This window comes from Paramesorhizobium endophyticum, assembly GCF_014640615.1.
GTDB classification, from domain to species: domain Bacteria; phylum Pseudomonadota; class Alphaproteobacteria; order Rhizobiales; family Rhizobiaceae; genus Paramesorhizobium; species Paramesorhizobium endophyticum.
Window position 1 is genome coordinate 204,824 of record NZ_BMHH01000004.1, and the last position, 17,951, is coordinate 222,774.

The window sequence follows — 17,951 nt, forward strand, 5'->3', positions numbered from 1 at the left end:
TTTTTCTTGGGAAAAAGTTTTCCCCAGTTTCGTTGAACCTGTCCCGATAGGGCGGCCCGTAAGGGTAACACGCCCTTCATTTTCACGTCATCCCCAAGGAGAAGCATTTCCTTTTACGTAAAATGGTTGCAAAAACCCCTTAAGATCGAGCACAGCCCTGCGGAAATCCTCCGCCAACGCGACACGGAAGGAGGTGGTGAAATGCTTGAAATTGCCCGCTGCGGTAGAATAAACAAGGCGTCGTCTCCATCCCAGTTGACAAATGAACCGTTTTAAAAAATCATATCATATAATTTAAGCCCGGGAGGCGGAGGCAATTTCCCTGAAGCGTCAGCGCGTTTGATCCTGTGATCGGGGTCGAAGGGGAGGGTTCACCAATATCCGGGCTTGGGTGGGATCGGTCGCCCTGTCTCGAGTCAAGACCTTGGAGTCGAGGCTTGAGATGGGTGCGTCCGGAATGTGATCAGCAACTGGGAGGATACCCGTGAAAATACTCAAGACTGCTTTGGCAGCGATGCTGTCCGTCGCCTGGATGGGAGCCGCCGCCGCTCCGACCATGGCGCAGGAGAAGGGCACGATCGGCATCTCCATGCCGACGAAGTCGTCCGCGCGCTGGATCGCCGATGGCGACAACATGGTGAAGACGCTGCAGGAGCGCGGTTACAAGACCGACCTGCAATACGCCGAAGATGACATCCCGAACCAGCTGTCGCAGATCGAGAACATGATCACCAAGGGCGTGAAGGTCCTCGTGGTCGCCGCGATCGACGGCACGACGCTTTCCAGCGCGCTGCAGCAGGCGCATGACGCCGGCATCAAGGTCATCGCCTATGACCGCCTGATCCGCGACACACCAAATGTCGACTACTACACGACCTTCGACAATTTCCAGGTCGGAGTCCTGCAGGCGAAGTCGCTCGTCGACGCGCTCGGCCTGCCGGAGAAGAAGGGTCCCTTCAACATCGAGCTGTTCGGCGGCTCGCCTGACGACAACAACGCCTATTTCTTCTATGATGGCGCGATGTCCGTGCTGCAGCCCTACATCGACAAGGGCGAACTCGTCGTCCAGTCCGGCCAGACCGGCATGGACAAGGTCGGCACGCTGCGCTGGGATGGCGCCGCCGCCCAGGCCCGCATGGACAACCTGCTCTCGGCCTACTACACCGACAAGAAGGTCAATGCCGTGCTGTCGCCCTATGACGGCATCTCCATCGGCATCCTCTCCTCGCTGCGCGGCGTAGGCTACGGCACGAAGGATCAGCCGTTCCCTTACGTCTCGGGCCAGGATGCGGAAGTCCCGTCGGTCAAATCGATTATCGCGGGCGAGCAGTACTCGACCATCTTCAAGGACACCCGCGAACTCGCCAAGGTCACGGCCAACATGATCGATGCCATTGGCACCGGCAAGGAGCCGGAAGTCAACGACACCAAGACCTACAACAATGGCGTCAAGGTCGTTCCTGCCTACCTGCTGAAGCCAGTTCTCGTGACCAAGGAGAACTGGAAGGACGTTCTGGTCGGTTCCGGTTACTACAAGGAAGACCAGCTCAAGTAAGAGTCTGGACACTGGGCCTCGGCATTCCGGGGCCCTTCCTGCCGCTTTATCGCTGCCTCCCTCGGGATAGTCATCCCTTGGGCATGGCGATGAAAGCGGTTTGATTTATGCGGGTGTGGATCAGCATGGACACGATCCTTGAAATGCGGAATATCTCCAAGAGCTTTCCCGGTGTGAAAGCCTTGGACAATGTCAATCTCGCCGTGGCCAGGGGCGAGATTCATGCGCTGGTCGGAGAAAACGGCGCCGGCAAGTCGACCCTTATGAAGGTGCTGTCAGGCGTCTATCCCCATGGCAGCTATGAAGGCCAGATCATCTATAATGGTGAGGAGCAGCGCTTTCGCGGCATTCAGGACAGCGAGCGCCTCGGCATCATCATCATCCATCAGGAGTTGGCGCTCGTCCCGCTGCTTTCGATCACCGAGAACATCTTCCTCGGCAATGAGCAGGCGCATCGCGGCGTCATCGACTGGGACATTTCCGAGAAGCGGACGCGTGAGCTGCTGCAGAAGGTCGGGCTCAACGAAAACCCCGCGACGCTGGTCACTACCCTCGGTGTCGGCAAGCAGCAAATGATCGAGATCGCCAAGGCGCTCTCCAAGGAAGTGAAGCTGCTGATCCTCGACGAGCCGACGGCGAGCCTCAACGAAAAGGACAGCGACGCGCTGCTCGAGCTGCTGCTGGAGTTCAAGGCGCAGGGCATTTCCTCGATCCTCATCTCGCACAAGCTCAACGAGGTGGAAAAGGTCGCCGACCGCATCACCGTGCTGCGCGACGGCACGACGGTCGAGACGCTGGAAAAGGACGACATCAGCGACGAGCGCATCGTCACCGCCATGGTGGGCCGCGAATTGTCGGACCGCTACCCGAAGCGGACGCCCAAGATCGGCGACGTGCTTTTCGAGGTGAAGAACTGGGTCGTCTATAACCAGCAGCACCCCGACCGCCAGATGATCAAGGGAATCAACCTGAATGTCCGCGCGGGCGAGATCGTCGGCATTGCCGGGCTGATGGGCGCGGGGCGCACTGAATTCGCCATGAGCGTTTTCGGCAAATCCTATGGCCGCAACATCAGCGGCGAGGTCTATCTCCATGGCCGCAAGGTCGATGTTTCGACGGTCAACAAGGCGGTCGAGAACGGCCTCGCCTACGCGACGGAGGACCGCAAGACCTACGGCCTCAACCTCATCGACCATATCAAGCACAATGTGACGCTTGCCAATCTCAAAGGCGTGTCCAAGAGCGGCGTCATCGACGATTTCGCCGAGCTGAAGGTCGCCAACGAGTACCGCACCAAGACCAAGCTGCGCTCATCGAATGTCTATCAGGTGACCGGGAATCTCTCGGGCGGCAACCAGCAGAAGGTCGTGCTGTCGAAATGGCTGTTCTCGGACCCGGACCTGCTGATCCTCGACGAGCCGACGCGCGGCATCGATGTCGGCGCGAAATATGAAATCTATGAAATCATCAACAAACTGGCGAATGAAGGGAAGGGCATTCTGGTGATCTCCTCCGAAATGCCCGAACTTCTCGGCATATGCGACCGCATCTATGTGATGAACGAAGGCCGCCTCGTCGGAGAAATGCCAGCCAGCGAAGCCAGCCAGGAAAAGATCATGAGAACGATCATCCGCGCTGAGGGAAGGGTGTAACAACTATGAGTGAAATCGCATCTGCCGAAACGAACACGGCAAAACCGAAACAGTCGCTGTCCGCATACATTAATTTCCGGGACTACGGGCTGGTCGCGGCGCTGATCCTGATCATGCTGTTCTTCCAGTACACGACTGACGGTACGCTGTTTCGCCCGCTGAACCTCACCAATCTGGTGCTGCAGAACAGCTACATCATCATCATGGCGCTGGGCATGCTGCTGGTGATCGTGGCGGGGCATATAGACCTTTCGGTCGGTTCGGTCGCGGGCTTCATCGGCGCGCTTTCGGCGATGATGATGGTGAAATGGGGTGTCCCTGTCGTCCCGGCGACGATCCTCTGCCTCGTCATGGGCGGCGTCATCGGCGCGGCCCAGGGTTATTGGGTCGCCTATCACAAAATACCTTCCTTCATCGTCACGCTCGCGGGCATGCTGGTTTTCCGGGGCCTCATGCAGGCGCTTCTGGGCAACCGGTCGATCGGCCCGCTTCCGCCGCAGTTCCAGCTGCTCTCCAATGGCTTCATTCCGGACTTCTTCCCCGGCTATGGCATCCACATGACGACCATGCTCATCGGCATCGTGCTTGTCGGCTGCATCGTCTGGTCCAGCATACGCAACCGTATCAAGCGCGAGCAGAACGGCTATGGCGCCGAGCCTTTCATGCTCTTCGCGGCCAAGAATATCGTCATCGGCGGCATTGCTCTGTGGCTGTGCTATCTGATGGCAACCTACAAGGGCTTGCCCAACGTGCTCATCGTCATGGCGGTGCTGATCGGGATTTTCGCCTTTGTCACGAAGCACACCATTATCGGCCGCAGGATTTATGCCATGGGCGGCAATGAGAAAGCGGCGAAACTCTCCGGCATCCGCACCGACCGGCTGACCTTCGTCACCTTCGTCAACATGGGCGTTCTGGCCGCGCTGGCTGGTTTGATCATCACCGCGCGCCTCACCACGGCGACGCCGAAGGCGGGCTTGGGCGCCGAACTCGACGTCATCGCTGCGGTGTTCGTCGGCGGTGCTTCCGCCATGGGCGGCGTCGGCCAGGTATTGGGAGCGGTCATCGGCGCTGCCATCATGGGCGTCATGAACAATGGCATGTCGATCATGGGCATCAATGTCGATTGGCAGCAGGTTATCAAGGGCCTGGTGCTGCTCGCCGCAGTCGTCTTCGACGTCTACAACAAGAACAAATAATTCCGCGCCTGGAATTGTGATCGGTGCATCGGCTCGGGAATCGAAAGGTTCCCGGGCCGATTGCGTATGAACGCTTCCATCCGGGCTTTCAGCGCTTTAAAGATGCGTCCGTCATTCATGAACGAAAGCTCTGTCCATGCCTGAGAAACATCTCTTCGCACCCCTGCCGATTCCCACCCTGCCGATCGAAGGCACGGACGCGCTCTTCCCCGTGCATCGCATCTATTGCGTCGGGCGCAATTTCGCCGACCACGCCATCGAGATGGGGCATGATCCTAACCGTGAGCCGCCCTTCTTCTTCCAGAAAAACCCGGATTCGCTCCTGCTTTCGGGCGAGGACATGCCTTATCCATCGCAGACGAACGATCTCCACCATGAAATCGAACTGGTCGTGGCGCTGGAGAAGGGCGGCACGGATATTCCCCTTGAGCAGGCGCTCGACCATGTCTTCGGCTATGCCGTCGGCCTCGACATGACGCGGCGCGACCTGCAGGGCGAGGCGAAGAAGCTTGGCCGTCCGTGGGAAACCGGCAAGGCTTTCGAGCTTTCCGCCCCCTGCACGCCGCTCGTTCCGGCCGCACAAATCGGCTATCCGGCGAAAGGCGCGATCTGGGCCAAGGTCAATGGCGAGCCACGCCAGAATGGCGACCTCGCGCAGATGATTTGGAAGGTACCCGAGATAATTTCCTATCTCTCTCGCCTTTTCACGCTCCAGCCCGGAGATCTGATCTTCGCGGGAACCCCGGCCGGCGTCGGCGCGGTCAAGCGCGGCGATACGATCGACGGCGGCATTGACGGGGTAGGGGCGATTCGGACGCGGATTCTGTGATCCCGTCCGCCTATTGTCGCTCTTCCCGCGTATGCCACACACGAAGTATGGAAATGGTCGATTTCCGAATTTCGTAGCGGACCTCGTAATGCCCAACGAGCAGCCGCCTGATCTCACGCGGCTCATACTCGAATAATTGTTCGCCGATGCGCGGGTGGGTCTGCAAAATAGCTGGAGCCTTCGTCAGCGTTTGCACCGCCCGCGCGGCAGCCGGCTTATTTACCGGCGCCAGAAATTCATAAAGGCGCGTTAAATCCGAAAGCGCTTTGCTGGTCCACTCCAGTTCCATCAGCGCGGCATGGGTACTGGCAGCGGGATATCTGTGCTCAGGCTATCCGCCCACGCCTGAACGGCTTGATGGCTTATAACCTGACCTGCATCTACATCGGCAAGAGCCTCCCGCGTTAGCCGCTCGCGCTCTTCTTCCTGTTCAAGCCAGGCGGAAAGTGCCTGTTTCATGATCCAGCCGCGTGAACGCTCCAATCGCTCGGCCATCTGATCAACCTTTTCGGCCAGCGGAAGCGGGATATGTGCAGTTAGAACTTTAGTGGTTGTTTGCGCCATGGATCGTGCTTTCAATCTGATTTACTTCTAATCATGTTGATTAAATCTCAATCGGTCAAGTCGGGAATCCCGCCAAAAATACACGTCAGGCTGCGGTCGGCCTAAAAAATAGGCTCATACATTTTTGCATTTTGTTTCAGCAATATTGCGTTGCGAAAACAATTTCCCTGCGGCATGAAGGAATCATGCTGCATCGCGACCTGACCATTCTGGTGATCGACGAAAACGCCATCCGTGCCTCGATTATTGAGGAGGGGTTGCGCGAGGCGGGGCATGCGCAGGTGACCGTGATCCACGAGGTGCAGGGCGTGGCGCGCATCATCGAGACGCTGCAGCCGGATGTTATCGTCATCGATATCGAGAATCCCAACCGCGACATGATGGAGCACCTGTTTCAGCTAACGCGCTCTGTCAGCCGGCCCATAGCCATGTTCGTCGACCGCGCCGATTCTGCTTCCATCGAGGCGGCGGTGGAGGCGGGGGTTTCGGCTTATATCGTCGATGGGCTAAAGAAAGAACGGGTCAAGCCGATTCTGGATGTTGCCGTCAGCCGGTTCAATGCCTTCAGTCGCCTCCAGCGCGAGCTGGCGGATGCAAAATCTGCTTTGGAGGAGCGCAAGATCATTGAGCGCGCCAAGGGAATTTTGATGCGGATGCGCAACCTCTCGGAAGAAGAAGCATTTGCGCTCTTGCGCCAGACGGCCATGAACGAGAAGAAGAAGCTCGCGGAGATCGCGCACAGCGTCGTCACCGCCGCGGGACTTCTCATGCGATGAGGAAAACGACGTGAACAGCATGGCACATGACATGGCAGGGCAGGGCGCGCCGCTGCCGGGAAGGATCGCAAGCGAAGGCGCGCGGGTCGTGCGTGCCGGGTTCATTCCGCTGGTCGATAGCGCGGTGCTGATCGCGGCGGCGGAATTCGGCTTTGCCGCGCGCGAGGGGATCGCGCTCGATCTCGTCAGGGATGTGTCCTGGGCGAATGTGCGCGACCGGCTTGCCTTCCGCCAGTTCGATGTTGCGCATATGCTCTCGCCCATGCCGGTCGCTTCCATGCTCGGCCTCGGCTCCAACCCGTCGCCCACCATCGCGCCATTCTCGCTGGGGCGCGGCGGCAACGCCATCACGCTTTCGACGCGGCTCTATGCGCGTATGCAAGGGGAGGGCGGTCTTGCCGAGCCGGAGAATGCGCTGGATAACGCAAAGGCGCTGGCGCGGGTCATCCGGCTCATGAAGGAGCGGGGCGAGCCGCTGCTCACCTTCGGCATGACCTACCCCTTTTCCTCCCACAACTATGAATTCCGTTATTGGCTCGCCGCTGGAGGCATCGATCCCGACGCTGATGTGCGGCTTGTCGTCGTGCCGCCACCGCTCACCTCCGATGCGCTTGAAGCGGGAGCCATCGACGGCTTCTGCGTCGGCGCGCCCTGGAACATGGTGGCCTCGGAGCGAGGCGTTGGCTGCATCGTCGCCACCAAGCAGGATTTATGGCCCTCCGCGCCGGAAAAGGTATTGGGCATGCGTCCGGAATGGGCCGACGCGCATCCCGAAACCCTGTCGCGGCTGATCGTGGCGCTCGACGCCGCCGCACGCTGGTGTGACCAGCCCGAAAACCGCGACGCGCTGGCGGAAGCCCTCGCCGACGCCCGCTATGTCGCCGTCCCCGTGGATATCCTTCGCCGCGTCCTTGCCGGCCGGTTCACCATCAATCCGCAGGGCAGCGAGCGGGTGGGGGAGGATTATTTCGTCTTCCATGCCGGTCACGCTAACTATCCGCGTCCGAGCCATGCCCTGTGGATCTACAGCCAAATGATCCGCTGGGGGCAGGGGGCCTTCTCCAAGGTCGGGGTCGAAGGCGCGGCTTCTGCCTACCGCCCCGATCTTTATCGCAAGATTCTCGGGCATGGCGCTGCTCCCGACGACAAAGACTTCCGCATCGAAGGGGCCGAACCGGGTGACGGCTTCATCGACGGCCATGTCTTCGATCCCACGAAAATCGAGGAGTATGTCGCAGGCTTCGCGGTGAAGGCGTTGCCGTCGGCTGGCGCGGGGTATCAGGAAATCTGAGGGGCGTGCGTTTATTACAGCGTGTAGGGTACGCGTATCCCGGGATCGCGGGATGGAAAATCTTTGATATTGCGGGTCACAAGCAAGCGGCCGGCGGTCTGCGCTGTCGCCCAGATCACTGCGTCGGGCAGTTTGATGCGGTGTGCTCGACGCAATTCCACGGCACGGTTGGCGATTGCGTCGTCCAGGGCGATAACATTGAAGCCGTCAAGGAAGAGTCGCGTCGCGTCGACCAGATCGGCATTTGCGCCGACCATCACCTCCATCCAGGTGATAATACTGATGGCCCGGTTTTCGAAGCGCTCGATTTCCATACGGGCTTGGGAAACGGCGTTCAGATGGTCAATGAGGATGTTGGTGTCGAAGAGCGCGCCTACCATTCGCCGCGCACCTTCTCCTGATAAGCTATGCCATCGACCTTGCGCTCACCCCACAAGCCGAAGCCATCCTCGACCTGTTCGCGATGATGGCGATCGAGATAATCGTCTATCGCCGCGCGGATCAGCGCCGCGCGGGATTGACGCGTCCGCTTGGCAAGTGCGTCAAGAGCTTCCACCTGTGCATCGTTCATGTCGATAAGGGCGCGCATCGCATACTCCTGTGATGTATGTCATGTATATCATATGTCGATAGGTAATGGAAGGGGCAGCGACCAATCCCTGCCACCTCCGAATTTCTCATGCTGCACCTGCTCAATGAATCGGCAGCAGAGGATGCCACCGCAATCACCTGCCTAAAAATAAGCCGATAAATATGACGCCAATTTTATAGGCATATCCACCTTTTCTTAGAGCCTTTCCAGAAAAATCAATCCCTTACCAAACCGCTCTCGAATTGGCACGCGGCTTGCATCTCTTATCAATGCTCCGGTCAATGGCGATCGGGGCGAAACCGGACGCGGATGGCGCGTTCGGGCCAAGGACAATGACGTCGCAAGGTTTTTCAAGTCCGTGCGGGAATCTCCCATTCCCCGGACGCGAATGATCTTAGCGGCGTTTTTTTATGCCCGACTTCCGCCAACAAAGGGGAACTGCGCATGACCAATTTGAATACAACAGAACCGATGCAGGCCGGTGAACCGGCCAGGGCATTGTGGATGTCGACCACCGCTTTCACGGTCTGCTTTGCGGTGTGGACGATCTTCGCCATCATCGGCGTTCGCATCAAACAGGAACTCGGCCTCACCGAAGCACAATTCGGCTTGCTGGTGGGCACGCCCATATTGACCGGATCGGTCATTCGCATCGTGCTGGGCATATGGACAAGCCGCTATGGCGGCCGCCTCGTCTATACGCTCACCATGCTGGCGGCGGCGGTGGCGACCTTTCTGCTTTCCTACGCCACCACCTATACGCAAATGCTGATTGCCGGGCTCGGGGTCGGCCTAGCGGGGGGCTCCTTCGCGGTCGGCGTCGCCTATGTCTCGCCCTTTTTCCCGCCGGAAAAGCAGGGAACAGCGCTCGGCATTTTCGGCGCGGGAAATGTCGGCGCGGCGGTGACGAAATTCATAGCGCCCTTCGTTCTCGTCGCGTGGGGCTGGCAGGCCGTCGCGGAAATCTGGGCCGCCGGACTCGCCCTCATGGCCGTCATCTTCTGGTTCACCACCACGGATGATCCCGCCTATCGCGAACGCCGCTTGACCCGCGCCGCGCCGCGGAGCATTGCCCAGGAATTCGCGCCGCTCAGGAATGTTCAGGTCTGGCGCTTCTCGCTCTATTACTTCTTCGCATTCGGCGGCTTTGTCGCCCTGTCGCTGTGGCTGCCGCGCTATCTCGTCGGTGTTTACGGCTTCGACTTGGCAGCCGCAGGCATGATCGCCGCCGCCTATTCGATCCCCGGCAGCATCTTCCGCGCATTCGGCGGCGTGCTCTCGGACAAAAAGGGCGCGCGCAGCGTCATGTACGGCATGTTCGCCGTGTCGGCGGTGGCAACGCTCATCCTGTCGATGCCGGCGGCCAGCATTTCGCCCATGGTGTTCATCGCCGTCATCTTCGTGCTCGGCTTCGTGATGAGTCTCGGCAAAGCTGCCGTCTACAAGCACATCCCGGCCTATTACCCCACAAGCATCGGCGCGGTCGGCGGTGTCGTCGGCATGATGGGCGGCCTTGGCGGTTTCATCCTTCCGATCGTCTTCGGCCTTCTCAAGGACATGACCGGCCTTTGGTCCAGCTGCTTCATGCTGCTGTTCGCCATCGTTGCGGCATCTCTCGTCTGGATGCATCTATCGGTCAAGCAATTGCAGCGCCAGCAGCACCCCGCCTCTGCGGTTGCCGCATAACGAGCATAACTAGGGAAACAGGAAATATGACAGAAAAACTCGTCATCATCGGCAGCGGCATGGCTTCAGGCCGTATGCTCGAGCACCTTTTCGAGGCCGCGCCCGGCGCTTTCGACGTCACGCTCTTCGGTGCGGAGCCGCGCGGCAATTACAACCGCATCATGCTGTCGCCGGTGCTGGCGGGTGAGAAGACCTATGAGCAGATCGTCACGCATGATGCGGACTGGTATGCGAAGCACAATGTGAACTGCCGCTTCGGCGAGACGGTGACGAAGATCGACCGCAAGGGCAAATTCATCGTCACCGCCAAGGGCGAGACGCCCTATGACCGGCTGGTGGTGGCGACCGGCTCCGCGCCCTTCATCATCCCCATCGCGGGCAGGGATCTGCCGGGCGTCCGCGCCTTCCGCGACCTCGACGACGTCAACGCCATGGTGGAGGCGGCGGGCAAGCCCAATGCCAAGGCTGTGGTGATCGGCGGCGGGCTTCTCGGCCTCGAGGCGGCGGCGGCGCTGCGCCTGCGCGGCATGGAAGTGGTTGTGCTTCACCTCATGGGGCACCTGATGGAGCGCCAGCTCGACCCGGCGGCCGGCTATCTGCTGCAGAAGGAGTTGGAAAGCCGCGGCATCAAGGTGCATTGCAAGGCGCAGACGCAGGCCATTGTGGGAAGCACCCATGTCGAAGGCGTGCTGCTGGATGACGGCACCATCTATGAGGCGGACCTCGTGGTGATGGCGGTCGGCATCCGGCCCGAAGTGCGCATCGCCAATGATGCGGGCCTTTATGTTGAGCGCGGCATCGTGGTCAACGACCAGATGGTGTCCTCTGACCCCGACATTCTGGCCATTGGCGAGTGCGTCGAGCATGAGCGCATCTGCTACGGCCTCGTCGCGCCGCTCTATGACATGGCGAAGGTGGCGGCGAAGACGCTGCTGAAACAGGACGCCGCCTTCCGCCCGGTGGAAACGGCGACGCAGCTTAAAGTAACGGGCGTAAGCCTTTATTCCGCCGGCGATTTCGCCGATGCGCCCGACCGCGAGGAAATCGTGCTGCGCGATGCGAGCGCGGGCATCTACAAGCGGCTGGTGCTGAAGGAAAACCGCATTCTGGGCGCTGTGCTCTACGGCGAGACGGGCGATGGCCCTTGGTTCTTCGACATGCTGCGCAAGGGGACCGACGTCTCCGAAATGCGCGACACGCTTATTTTCGGCCAGGCCTATCAGGGAGGGTCCCCCCTCGACCCTATGGCGGCCGTTGCAGCCTTGCCAGATGATGCGGAAATCTGCGGCTGTAACGGCGTATGCAAGAGCAAGATCGTCGGGACGATCACCGAGAAAGGCCTGACCTCGCTGGACGATGTGCGGGCCCATACCAAGGCTTCCGCCTCCTGCGGCTCCTGCACCGGGCTGGTCGAGCAGCTGATGAAGCTGACGCTCGGCGACAAGTACAACCCCGCCGCCGTCCAGCCCATGTGCGGCTGCACGGATCTGGGCCATGACGACGTGCGGCGTTTGATCAAGGCCAAGAAGCTCAAGACCATCCCGGCGGTCATGCAGGAACTGGAGTGGAAGACCTCCTGCGGCTGCGCCAAATGCCGCCCGGCGCTCAACTATTATCTCGTCTGCGACTGGCCGGATGAATATGCCGACGATTACCAGTCGCGCTACATCAATGAGCGCGTCCATGCCAACATCCAGAAGGACGGAACCTATTCGGTCGTGCCGCGCATGTGGGGCGGCGTGACCAATGCGAACGAATTGCGCGCCATCGCCGATGTCGTGGACAAGTTCAACATTCCGATGGTGAAGGTCACCGGCGGTCAGCGCATCGACCTGCTCGGCATCGAGAAGGAGGATCTGCCCGCGGTCTGGGCCGATCTTGGCAAGGCGGGCTTCGTCTCCGGGCAGGCTTATGCCAAGGGTCTCAGGACGGTGAAAACCTGTGTCGGCTCCGACTGGTGCCGTTTCGGCACGCAGGATTCGACGGGGCTCGGCATCCGTATAGAGAAATTCATGTGGGGCTCGTGGACTCCGGCCAAGCTGAAGCTGGCGGTTTCCGGCTGCCCGCGCAACTGCGCCGAGGCGACCTGCAAGGACATCGGCGTCATCTGCGTCGATTCCGGCTTCGAGATCCATTTTGCTGGCGCGGCGGGGCTCGATATCAAGGGCACCGACAAACTCGGGCTGGTCTCGACCGAGGATGAAGCGCTGGAGGTGATCGTGGCGCTGACGCAAATGTACCGCGAGCAGGCCCGCTATCTGGAGCGCATCTACAAATGGGCCAAACGCGTCGGCCACGACGAAATCCGGCGCCAAGTCCTCGACGACAAGGAACGGCGCAAGGCCTATTACGACCGCTTCGTCTTCAGCCAGAAATTCGCCCAGGTCGACCCCTGGTCCGAGCGCGTCTCGGGCAAGGACAAGCACGAGTTCAAGCCGATGGCGACGGTGGAATTCAATCAGGCGGCGGAGTGAGGGAGGTGGATATGAAATGGATTGAAGTCGGCGATATCTCGGACATTCCGCAACGCGGCGCGCGCTGCGTGAAGACCCCGCAGGGCAAGATAGCCGTGTTCCGTACGGCGGAAAACGAGGTCTTCGCCATTGAGGATCATTGCCCGCACAAGGGCGGCCCCTTGAGCCAGGGCATCGTCCATGGCCGCGCCGTCACCTGCCCGCTGCACAATTGGGTGATTTCACTGGAGACGGGCAGGGCGCAGGGCGCGGATGAAGGCGAGGTGCGGACCATCCCCGTGCGCAACGAGGCGGGTAAGCTGTTCATTGCGCTCGAAAACCTGATGCTGGCGGCGGCGGAATAGATGGCGGTAGAAACCAAAACCACCTGCCCCTATTGCGGCGTCGGCTGCGGCGTCATTGCGCGTGTGGCGGAGGATGGCGCGGTGAGTGTGCGGGGCGATCCGGAACATCCGTCCAATTACGGGCGGCTCTGCTCCAAGGGTTCGGCACTGGCGGAGACTATCGATCACGACGGGCGGCTGCTTTATCCTGACATCAATGGCAGGCGCGCGGGCTGGGACGAAGCACTCGATCTCGTGGCGCGGAGATTCTCGGAGGTGATTGCCGAGCATGGGCCGGATGCGGTCGCATTCTATGTCTCGGGGCAATTGCTGACCGAGGATTATTACGTCGCCAACAAGCTGATGAAGGGCTTCATCGGCTCGGCCAATATCGACACCAACTCCCGGCTCTGCATGGCCTCATCGGTGGCCGGGCACAGGCGGGCTTTCGGTGCGGATACGGTGCCGGGTGTCTATGAGGATCTGGAACTGGCCGACCTCGTCATCCTCACCGGCTCCAATCTCGCCTGGTGCCATCCGGTTCTCTACCAGCGCCTCGCGGCGGCCAAGGCAGCAAGGCCGCATATGAAGATCGTCGTGATCGATCCGCGTCGGACCATGACCTGCGACATTGCCGATATATATCTGCAAATCCGCCCGGATGGGGACGTGGCGCTGTTCAACGGCCTCCTTGTTCATCTCGCTCGCAGCCCGGCATTGGACGAGGATTTCATCCGCGACCATACCAGCGGTTTCGCGGAAACTCTGGAGGCCGCGCGGGCGAGCGAGGCGGATATCATATCCCTGACGGGCCTTTCGCAAGGGGAGATAGAGGCCTTCTACAGGGTGTTCGAGGGGACGGAGAGGGTGGTAACCTGCTACAGCCAGGGGGTAAATCAGTCCTCTTCGGGCACCGACAAGGTCAACGCCATCATCAATTGCCATCTGGCGACGGGCCGCATCGGCAGGCCTGGCATGGGGCCGTTTTCGCTCACCGGGCAGCCCAACGCCATGGGCGGGCGCGAGGTCGGCGGCCTCGCCAACATGCTCGCCGCCCATATGGCCATCGAGAATCCCGAACACCGCGAGCGCGTCCAGCGCTTCTGGAACGCGCCCATCATCGCCGACAAGCCGGGGAAGAAGGCGGTGGAGATGTTCGAGGCGGTGGCCGACGGTCGCATCAAGGCGCTCTGGATCATGGGTACGAATCCCGTAGTGTCGATGCCGGATGCCGACGCGGTAGCAGAAGCCCTTCGCAATTGCCCGTTCGTCGTCGTCTCCGATATCATGCGCGAGACGGACACGACGCAATATGGCCATGTCCTGCTTCCTGCCCTGGGCTGGGGCGAGAAGGACGGGACGGTTACAAATTCCGAGCGGCGGATTTCAAGGCAGCGGTCGTTTCTTGAAGCGCCCGGCGAGGCGCGCGCCGACTGGCGAATCATCTGCGAGGTGGCGACGCGGATGGGATTCGGTGAGGCGTTTGCGTTTGAGAACCCGGCGGAGATTTTCGCCGAACATGCTGGTCTGTCGGGGTTTGAGAATAAGGGCGCGCGGGATTTCGATATCGGGGGGCATGCTGGGCTTTCAGGGGGGGAATATGATGAGTTGGAGCCGTTTCAATGGCCTGCTCCGGCGCGAGACACCCCCCTTTCTACCGGCCATCTCCCCCTCAAGGGGGGAGATTACGCCTTCATAGACGTCCGGTACCAATCGCCCACGTTGCAGATTGAAGGCGGAGAGTCACGTCAGCCAATCTCCCCCTTTGAAGGGGAGATGCCCGGCAGGGCAGAGGGGGGTGAGCGCCAGCCCATCCGCTTTTTCGCCAACGGCCATTTCTACCACCCCGACCGAAAGGCGCGGTTCGTTCCGGTTCAGGCCACCATCACCGAACGCGTCAACGCGGCGTACCCGCTGGTACTCAACACCGGACGGATTCGCGACCAGTGGCATACCATGACGCGGACGGCGAAGAGCGCGCGGCTGTCAAGCCATCTCGCTGAACCCTTCGCCGAGATCAACCCTGACGATGCGGCGATGCTTGGCATTTCCGATGCTGCGCTGGCGCGCATTGCCAGCCCGCATGGCGAAATCCTCGTCCGGGCGCTCATCACGCCGCGGCAAACAAGGGGCGCGGTGTTCGTGCCGATCCACTGGACGGACCAGTTTGCCTCCAATGCCCGCGTCGATGCGCTGGTGCCGCCGGTGACTGATCCCGTCTCCGGCCAGCCGGCGCTGAAGCATGTAGCGGTGTCGGTGGAGCCCTATCGAGCCGGATATTATGGCTTTGCGGTATCGCAAACGCGCCCCTCATCCGTAAACGCTAATTATTTCGCCTTCGCCAAGGTCGAGCACGGTTATCGCGTGGAGTGCGCCTTCGCCGAAGTGCCCGACGATTGGGAGACATGGTGCCGGGAGACCTGGCAACTGCCGGACATGCTTTCCCCGCTTGCCTATCACGACCGGGAGAGCGGCGACAGGCGCATCGCTTTCCTTGACGGCGACAAGGTCGTGCTTGCCTTCTATGCGGCACGAACGCCGGTGGCGGTTTCGCGCAACTGGGCGGTGGCGCAGCTCGGAGCGGTCCATGACAATCCCCGGCGGCGTATCGCAATCATGGCCGGGCGGCCGGGCGCGGACCAGCCGGACCCCGGCGCGACCGTCTGCGCGTGCTTTTCCGTGGGCGTCAACCAGATTGCCGCGGCGATCGAAGGCGGCTGCGGCTCAGTGGATGGCATAGGCGTGTTGCTCAAGGCCGGAACCAATTGCGGCTCCTGCCGCTCGGAAATCAGCGCGATGCTGCAGGCGCATCTTCTGGAGGTTCCGGCGCAGGCGGCGGAGTAGCGCCGACCCTTTCCTTCCCCTTGGGGGGAAGGTGCCGCGTTAGCGGGCGGATGGGGGGGTGACGTTTGCGCTTGCTCCGAAAACCCTAGCGCAAACGTCACCACCCCCACCCGACCCTTCGGGCCACCCTCCCCGCAAGGGGGAGGGGAGGTGTCAGACACTTAAACCGCGATCTTCCCGCCGCCCTGCTTCGTAATCGCCACCACGGACGGGCGGGTCGGCAGGTCGTCGCGGAAGTCGGGCCAGCGGGTCGAGAGGTCCTCGTAATAGGACGGACGGCCATGGCCTTCCCATTCCTCGCCGCCATCGCCCGGATGCTGGACCGCAACGAAGGCCGTCTCATCGTCAGGCGTAAAGAGCGGGCCGCACATCTCGGCTCCAACCGGCACGCGGAAGAAGAGCTTCGACGTGGCGCGAGCGCCGCCTTCGGTATCGACAGCCCAAAGACCATCGGTGCGCCCGGTGTCCTTGTTGTTGTTGCCGTCGGTGGAAACCCAGAGGCGCCCGGCGGAGTCGACGGCGCAATTATCAGGCATGCCGAACCAGCCGTTCTTCGTCGTATCGGTCGAGAAGGTGGCACCGACTTCGGCAACTGAGGGATCGCCGCACTTCAGCAGGATTTCCCACTTGCCCTTCGTGGCCGCAAAGTCGCCACCCTCTTCGGCGATCTCGATGATGTGGCCAAAAGCGTTCTTGGCGCGCGGATTGGCGGCGTCGACTTGGTCGTCCTTACGCTTGGTGTTGTTGGTCAGCATGACATAGACCTTACCGTTGACGCCATTGGGCTGGACGTCTTCCGGGCGGTCCATCTTGGTCGCGCCGAGCAGATCTGCCGAACGGCGGGTCTCGATCAGCACATCGGCCTGGCTCTTGAAGCCGTTTTCGGCGGTCAGCGGGCCCTGGCCGAACACGAGCGGCATCCACTCGACCGTGCCGTCCTCGGAGAACTTGGCGACATAGAGCGTGCCCTCGTCGAGCAGGTCCATATTGGCCGCGCGGTCGTCGGGGTTGAACTTGCCCGCCGTCACGAACTTATAGACATAGTCGAAGCGCTCATCGTCGCCGAGATAAAAGACGACACGGCCGTCCTTGTTCACGATCGACTCGGCGCCCTCATGCTTGACGCGGCCCAGCGCAGTGCGCTTCTTCGGCACGGAATTCGGGTCCAGTGCATCGACCTCGACCACCCAACCGAAACGGTTCGGCTCGTTCGGCTCCTTGGAAATGTCGAAGCGGTCGTAGAAATTGGCCCATTCGTAAGAGCCTTCGGGGATGCCCATGCGCTTGTAATTGGCGGCTTCGGGGTGATCGGCCGGCAACTCGCCGCTGAAATAGCCGTGGATGTTCTCTTCGGCCATGATGTAGGTGTGCCAGGGCGTCACGCCGCCGGCGCAATTGTTGACCGTGCCGAACACCTTGGCGCCGGTCGGGTCGGCCTTGGTCTTGAGCCGGTCATGACCGGCGGCGGGGCCGGAGAGTTGCATCTCGGTGTTGGAGGTGATGCGGCGGTTATATTTGCCGTCAAGCACCGGCTGCCACTTGCCGTCCACCTTCTTGATCTCGACGATCGTGCCGCCATGCGCGGCCATCTCGACATCGACCTGCTCCTTGGAGAGCGGGTTCTGCTTGATCTTGCCATCGGCGACGGTGACGAGGCCGGGGAACATCAGATGCGGGTTGGTATATTCGTGATTGACCACGAGCAGGCCATGCGTCGAGGAGCCTTCGAGCGGGATATAGCCAACATAATCGTTGTTGTAGCCGAATTGCTTGGCCTGGGCATCCGCGGACTGCTTGGTCGGGTCAAAAGCGGGCGCATCGGGGAAGAGCGGGTCGCCCCAGCGCAGCAGCACGTCGGCGTCATAGCCTTCCGCCACATGGTGCTTGGCGTCGACACCTGCCTCCACTTCCTTGAAAGAGAAGGCAGAACCGTTGCCCGCTGCCTTGGCGTCGTCAGCGGCCATGAGCGCCAGCGGGCTCACCGTCATCGCAATGGCCGACACCGCCAGAGAGCCCTGGAGAAAGCCACGGCGCGAAAAGCGCTTGGTGATGATCTCACCCATGGTCGGGTTGTCGGTCGGGTTGCGCGGCGCGCTGTCGGCTTCCTCAAGCTGACTCGTCTTGAACAGGGTTTGCTGTGAAACGTTCTCGTTCATCTGGCTATCC

Annotated in this window: 15 protein-coding genes; 10 read left to right on the forward strand and 5 right to left on the reverse strand. The window is 60.9% G+C overall.

Annotated elements, in window-relative coordinates; all coding sequences use genetic code 11:
- Positions 1-514 precede the first annotated feature (514 nt).
- The 4 genes from chvE (at position 515) to IEX53_RS06985 (ending at position 5,235) form a co-directional block, all read left to right on the forward strand.
- Positions 515-1,555 carry a multiple monosaccharide ABC transporter substrate-binding protein gene (chvE, locus tag IEX53_RS06970; RefSeq protein WP_188823037.1) on the forward strand — a complete coding sequence of 347 codons (1,041 nt, stop codon included), beginning with the start codon at positions 515-517 and terminating at the stop codon, positions 1,553-1,555.
- A 125-nt stretch (positions 1,556-1,680) separates the two neighbouring features.
- Positions 1,681-3,207, forward strand: a complete 1,527-nt coding sequence (mmsA, locus tag IEX53_RS06975; RefSeq protein WP_188822798.1) for a multiple monosaccharide ABC transporter ATP-binding protein — start codon at positions 1,681-1,683, stop codon at positions 3,205-3,207.
- Positions 3,208-3,212: 5 nt separating this feature from the next.
- Complete coding sequence (gene mmsB, locus IEX53_RS06980; protein ID WP_188822800.1) at positions 3,213-4,406, forward strand: multiple monosaccharide ABC transporter permease; 1,194 nt, start codon at positions 3,213-3,215, stop codon at positions 4,404-4,406.
- A gap of 136 nt (positions 4,407-4,542) precedes the next feature.
- Positions 4,543-5,235: a fumarylacetoacetate hydrolase family protein gene (locus IEX53_RS06985; RefSeq protein ID WP_188822802.1), complete on the forward strand. Its 693-nt coding sequence runs from the start codon at positions 4,543-4,545 to the stop codon at positions 5,233-5,235.
- A gap of 10 nt (positions 5,236-5,245) precedes the next feature.
- Here the strand turns inward: IEX53_RS06985 and IEX53_RS06990 are convergent, their stop codons facing one another.
- Both IEX53_RS06990 and IEX53_RS06995 read right to left on the reverse strand, forming a co-directional pair.
- On the reverse strand, positions 5,246-5,524 hold the full coding sequence (locus IEX53_RS06990; protein ID WP_188822804.1) for a type II toxin-antitoxin system RelE/ParE family toxin: 279 nt from the start codon (positions 5,522-5,524) through the stop codon (positions 5,246-5,248).
- Positions 5,524-5,799: a CopG family ribbon-helix-helix protein gene (locus tag IEX53_RS06995; protein ID WP_188822806.1), complete on the reverse strand. Its 276-nt coding sequence runs from the start codon at positions 5,797-5,799 to the stop codon at positions 5,524-5,526. Before IEX53_RS06995 ends, IEX53_RS06990 begins: the two co-directional genes overlap by 1 nt.
- A 185-nt stretch (positions 5,800-5,984) precedes the next feature.
- Here IEX53_RS06995 and IEX53_RS07000 point away from each other — a divergent pair, with 185 nt between their 5' ends.
- Complete coding sequence (locus IEX53_RS07000; RefSeq protein WP_188822808.1) at positions 5,985-6,575, forward strand: ANTAR domain-containing response regulator; 591 nt, start codon at positions 5,985-5,987, stop codon at positions 6,573-6,575.
- A 19-nt stretch (positions 6,576-6,594) separates the two neighbouring features.
- On the forward strand, positions 6,595-7,866 hold the full coding sequence (locus IEX53_RS07005) for a CmpA/NrtA family ABC transporter substrate-binding protein (protein WP_188823038.1): 1,272 nt from the start codon (positions 6,595-6,597) through the stop codon (positions 7,864-7,866).
- Positions 7,867-7,880: 14 nt separating this feature from the next.
- On the opposite strand, the gene IEX53_RS07010 is transcribed toward IEX53_RS07005, so the two are convergent.
- Together IEX53_RS07010 and IEX53_RS07015 are read right to left on the reverse strand one after the other, a co-directional pair.
- On the reverse strand, positions 7,881-8,246 hold the full coding sequence (locus IEX53_RS07010) for a type II toxin-antitoxin system VapC family toxin (RefSeq protein WP_188822810.1): 366 nt from the start codon (positions 8,244-8,246) through the stop codon (positions 7,881-7,883).
- Positions 8,240-8,455: a ribbon-helix-helix protein, CopG family gene (locus IEX53_RS07015; RefSeq protein WP_188822812.1), complete on the reverse strand. Its 216-nt coding sequence runs from the start codon at positions 8,453-8,455 to the stop codon at positions 8,240-8,242. Before IEX53_RS07015 ends, IEX53_RS07010 begins: the two co-directional genes overlap by 7 nt.
- A gap of 447 nt (positions 8,456-8,902) precedes the next feature.
- On the opposite strand from IEX53_RS07015, the gene IEX53_RS07020 reads away from it, so the two are divergent.
- From IEX53_RS07020 to IEX53_RS07035, 4 genes are read left to right on the forward strand one after another with little or no spacing between them, the layout of a single operon-like run.
- Entirely contained in the window at positions 8,903-10,144 is a 1,242-nt protein-coding gene (locus IEX53_RS07020; protein ID WP_188822814.1) for an MFS transporter, read from the forward strand.
- A 26-nt stretch (positions 10,145-10,170) separates the two neighbouring features.
- Positions 10,171-12,618 carry a nitrite reductase large subunit NirB gene (nirB, locus tag IEX53_RS07025; RefSeq protein WP_188822816.1) on the forward strand — a complete coding sequence of 816 codons (2,448 nt, stop codon included), beginning with the start codon at positions 10,171-10,173 and terminating at the stop codon, positions 12,616-12,618.
- 5 nt (positions 12,619-12,623) lie between these two features.
- Positions 12,624-12,962 carry a nitrite reductase small subunit NirD gene (nirD, locus tag IEX53_RS07030; RefSeq protein WP_188822817.1) on the forward strand — a complete coding sequence of 113 codons (339 nt, stop codon included), beginning with the start codon at positions 12,624-12,626 and terminating at the stop codon, positions 12,960-12,962.
- Entirely contained in the window at positions 12,963-15,785 is a 2,823-nt protein-coding gene (locus IEX53_RS07035) for a nitrate reductase (protein ID WP_188822819.1), read from the forward strand.
- Positions 15,786-15,946: 161 nt separating this feature from the next.
- Here the strand turns inward: IEX53_RS07035 and IEX53_RS07040 are convergent, their stop codons facing one another.
- On the reverse strand, positions 15,947-17,941 hold the full coding sequence (locus IEX53_RS07040) for a PhoX family protein (protein WP_188822821.1): 1,995 nt from the start codon (positions 17,939-17,941) through the stop codon (positions 15,947-15,949).
- Between the last annotated feature and the right edge of the window lie 10 nt (positions 17,942-17,951).

Excerpts from the sequence above, each read along its gene's own strand:
- IEX53_RS07000 (WP_188822808.1), top strand. The coding sequence starts at position 5,985 with ATGCTGCATCGCGACCTGACCATTCTGGTGATCGACGAAAACGCCATC.
- IEX53_RS07010 (WP_188822810.1), bottom strand. The coding sequence starts at position 8,246 with ATGGTAGGCGCGCTCTTCGACACCAACATCCTCATTGACCATCTGAAC.
- chvE (WP_188823037.1), top strand. The coding sequence starts at position 515 with ATGCTGTCCGTCGCCTGGATGGGAGCCGCCGCCGCTCCGACCATGGCG.
- nirB (WP_188822816.1), top strand. The coding sequence starts at position 10,171 with ATGACAGAAAAACTCGTCATCATCGGCAGCGGCATGGCTTCAGGCCGT.
- IEX53_RS07040 (WP_188822821.1), bottom strand. The coding sequence starts at position 17,941 with ATGAACGAGAACGTTTCACAGCAAACCCTGTTCAAGACGAGTCAGCTT.
- IEX53_RS06995 (WP_188822806.1), bottom strand. The coding sequence starts at position 5,799 with ATGGCGCAAACAACCACTAAAGTTCTAACTGCACATATCCCGCTTCCG.
- IEX53_RS07035 (WP_188822819.1), top strand. The coding sequence starts at position 12,963 with ATGGCGGTAGAAACCAAAACCACCTGCCCCTATTGCGGCGTCGGCTGC.
- IEX53_RS06985 (WP_188822802.1), top strand. The coding sequence starts at position 4,543 with ATGCCTGAGAAACATCTCTTCGCACCCCTGCCGATTCCCACCCTGCCG.
- IEX53_RS07015 (WP_188822812.1), bottom strand. The coding sequence starts at position 8,455 with ATGCGCGCCCTTATCGACATGAACGATGCACAGGTGGAAGCTCTTGAC.
- IEX53_RS07005 (WP_188823038.1), top strand. The coding sequence starts at position 6,595 with ATGGCACATGACATGGCAGGGCAGGGCGCGCCGCTGCCGGGAAGGATC.
- mmsB (WP_188822800.1), top strand. The coding sequence starts at position 3,213 with ATGAGTGAAATCGCATCTGCCGAAACGAACACGGCAAAACCGAAACAG.
- IEX53_RS06990 (WP_188822804.1), bottom strand. The coding sequence starts at position 5,524 with ATGGAACTGGAGTGGACCAGCAAAGCGCTTTCGGATTTAACGCGCCTT.
- IEX53_RS07020 (WP_188822814.1), top strand. The coding sequence starts at position 8,903 with ATGACCAATTTGAATACAACAGAACCGATGCAGGCCGGTGAACCGGCC.
- mmsA (WP_188822798.1), top strand. The coding sequence starts at position 1,681 with ATGGACACGATCCTTGAAATGCGGAATATCTCCAAGAGCTTTCCCGGT.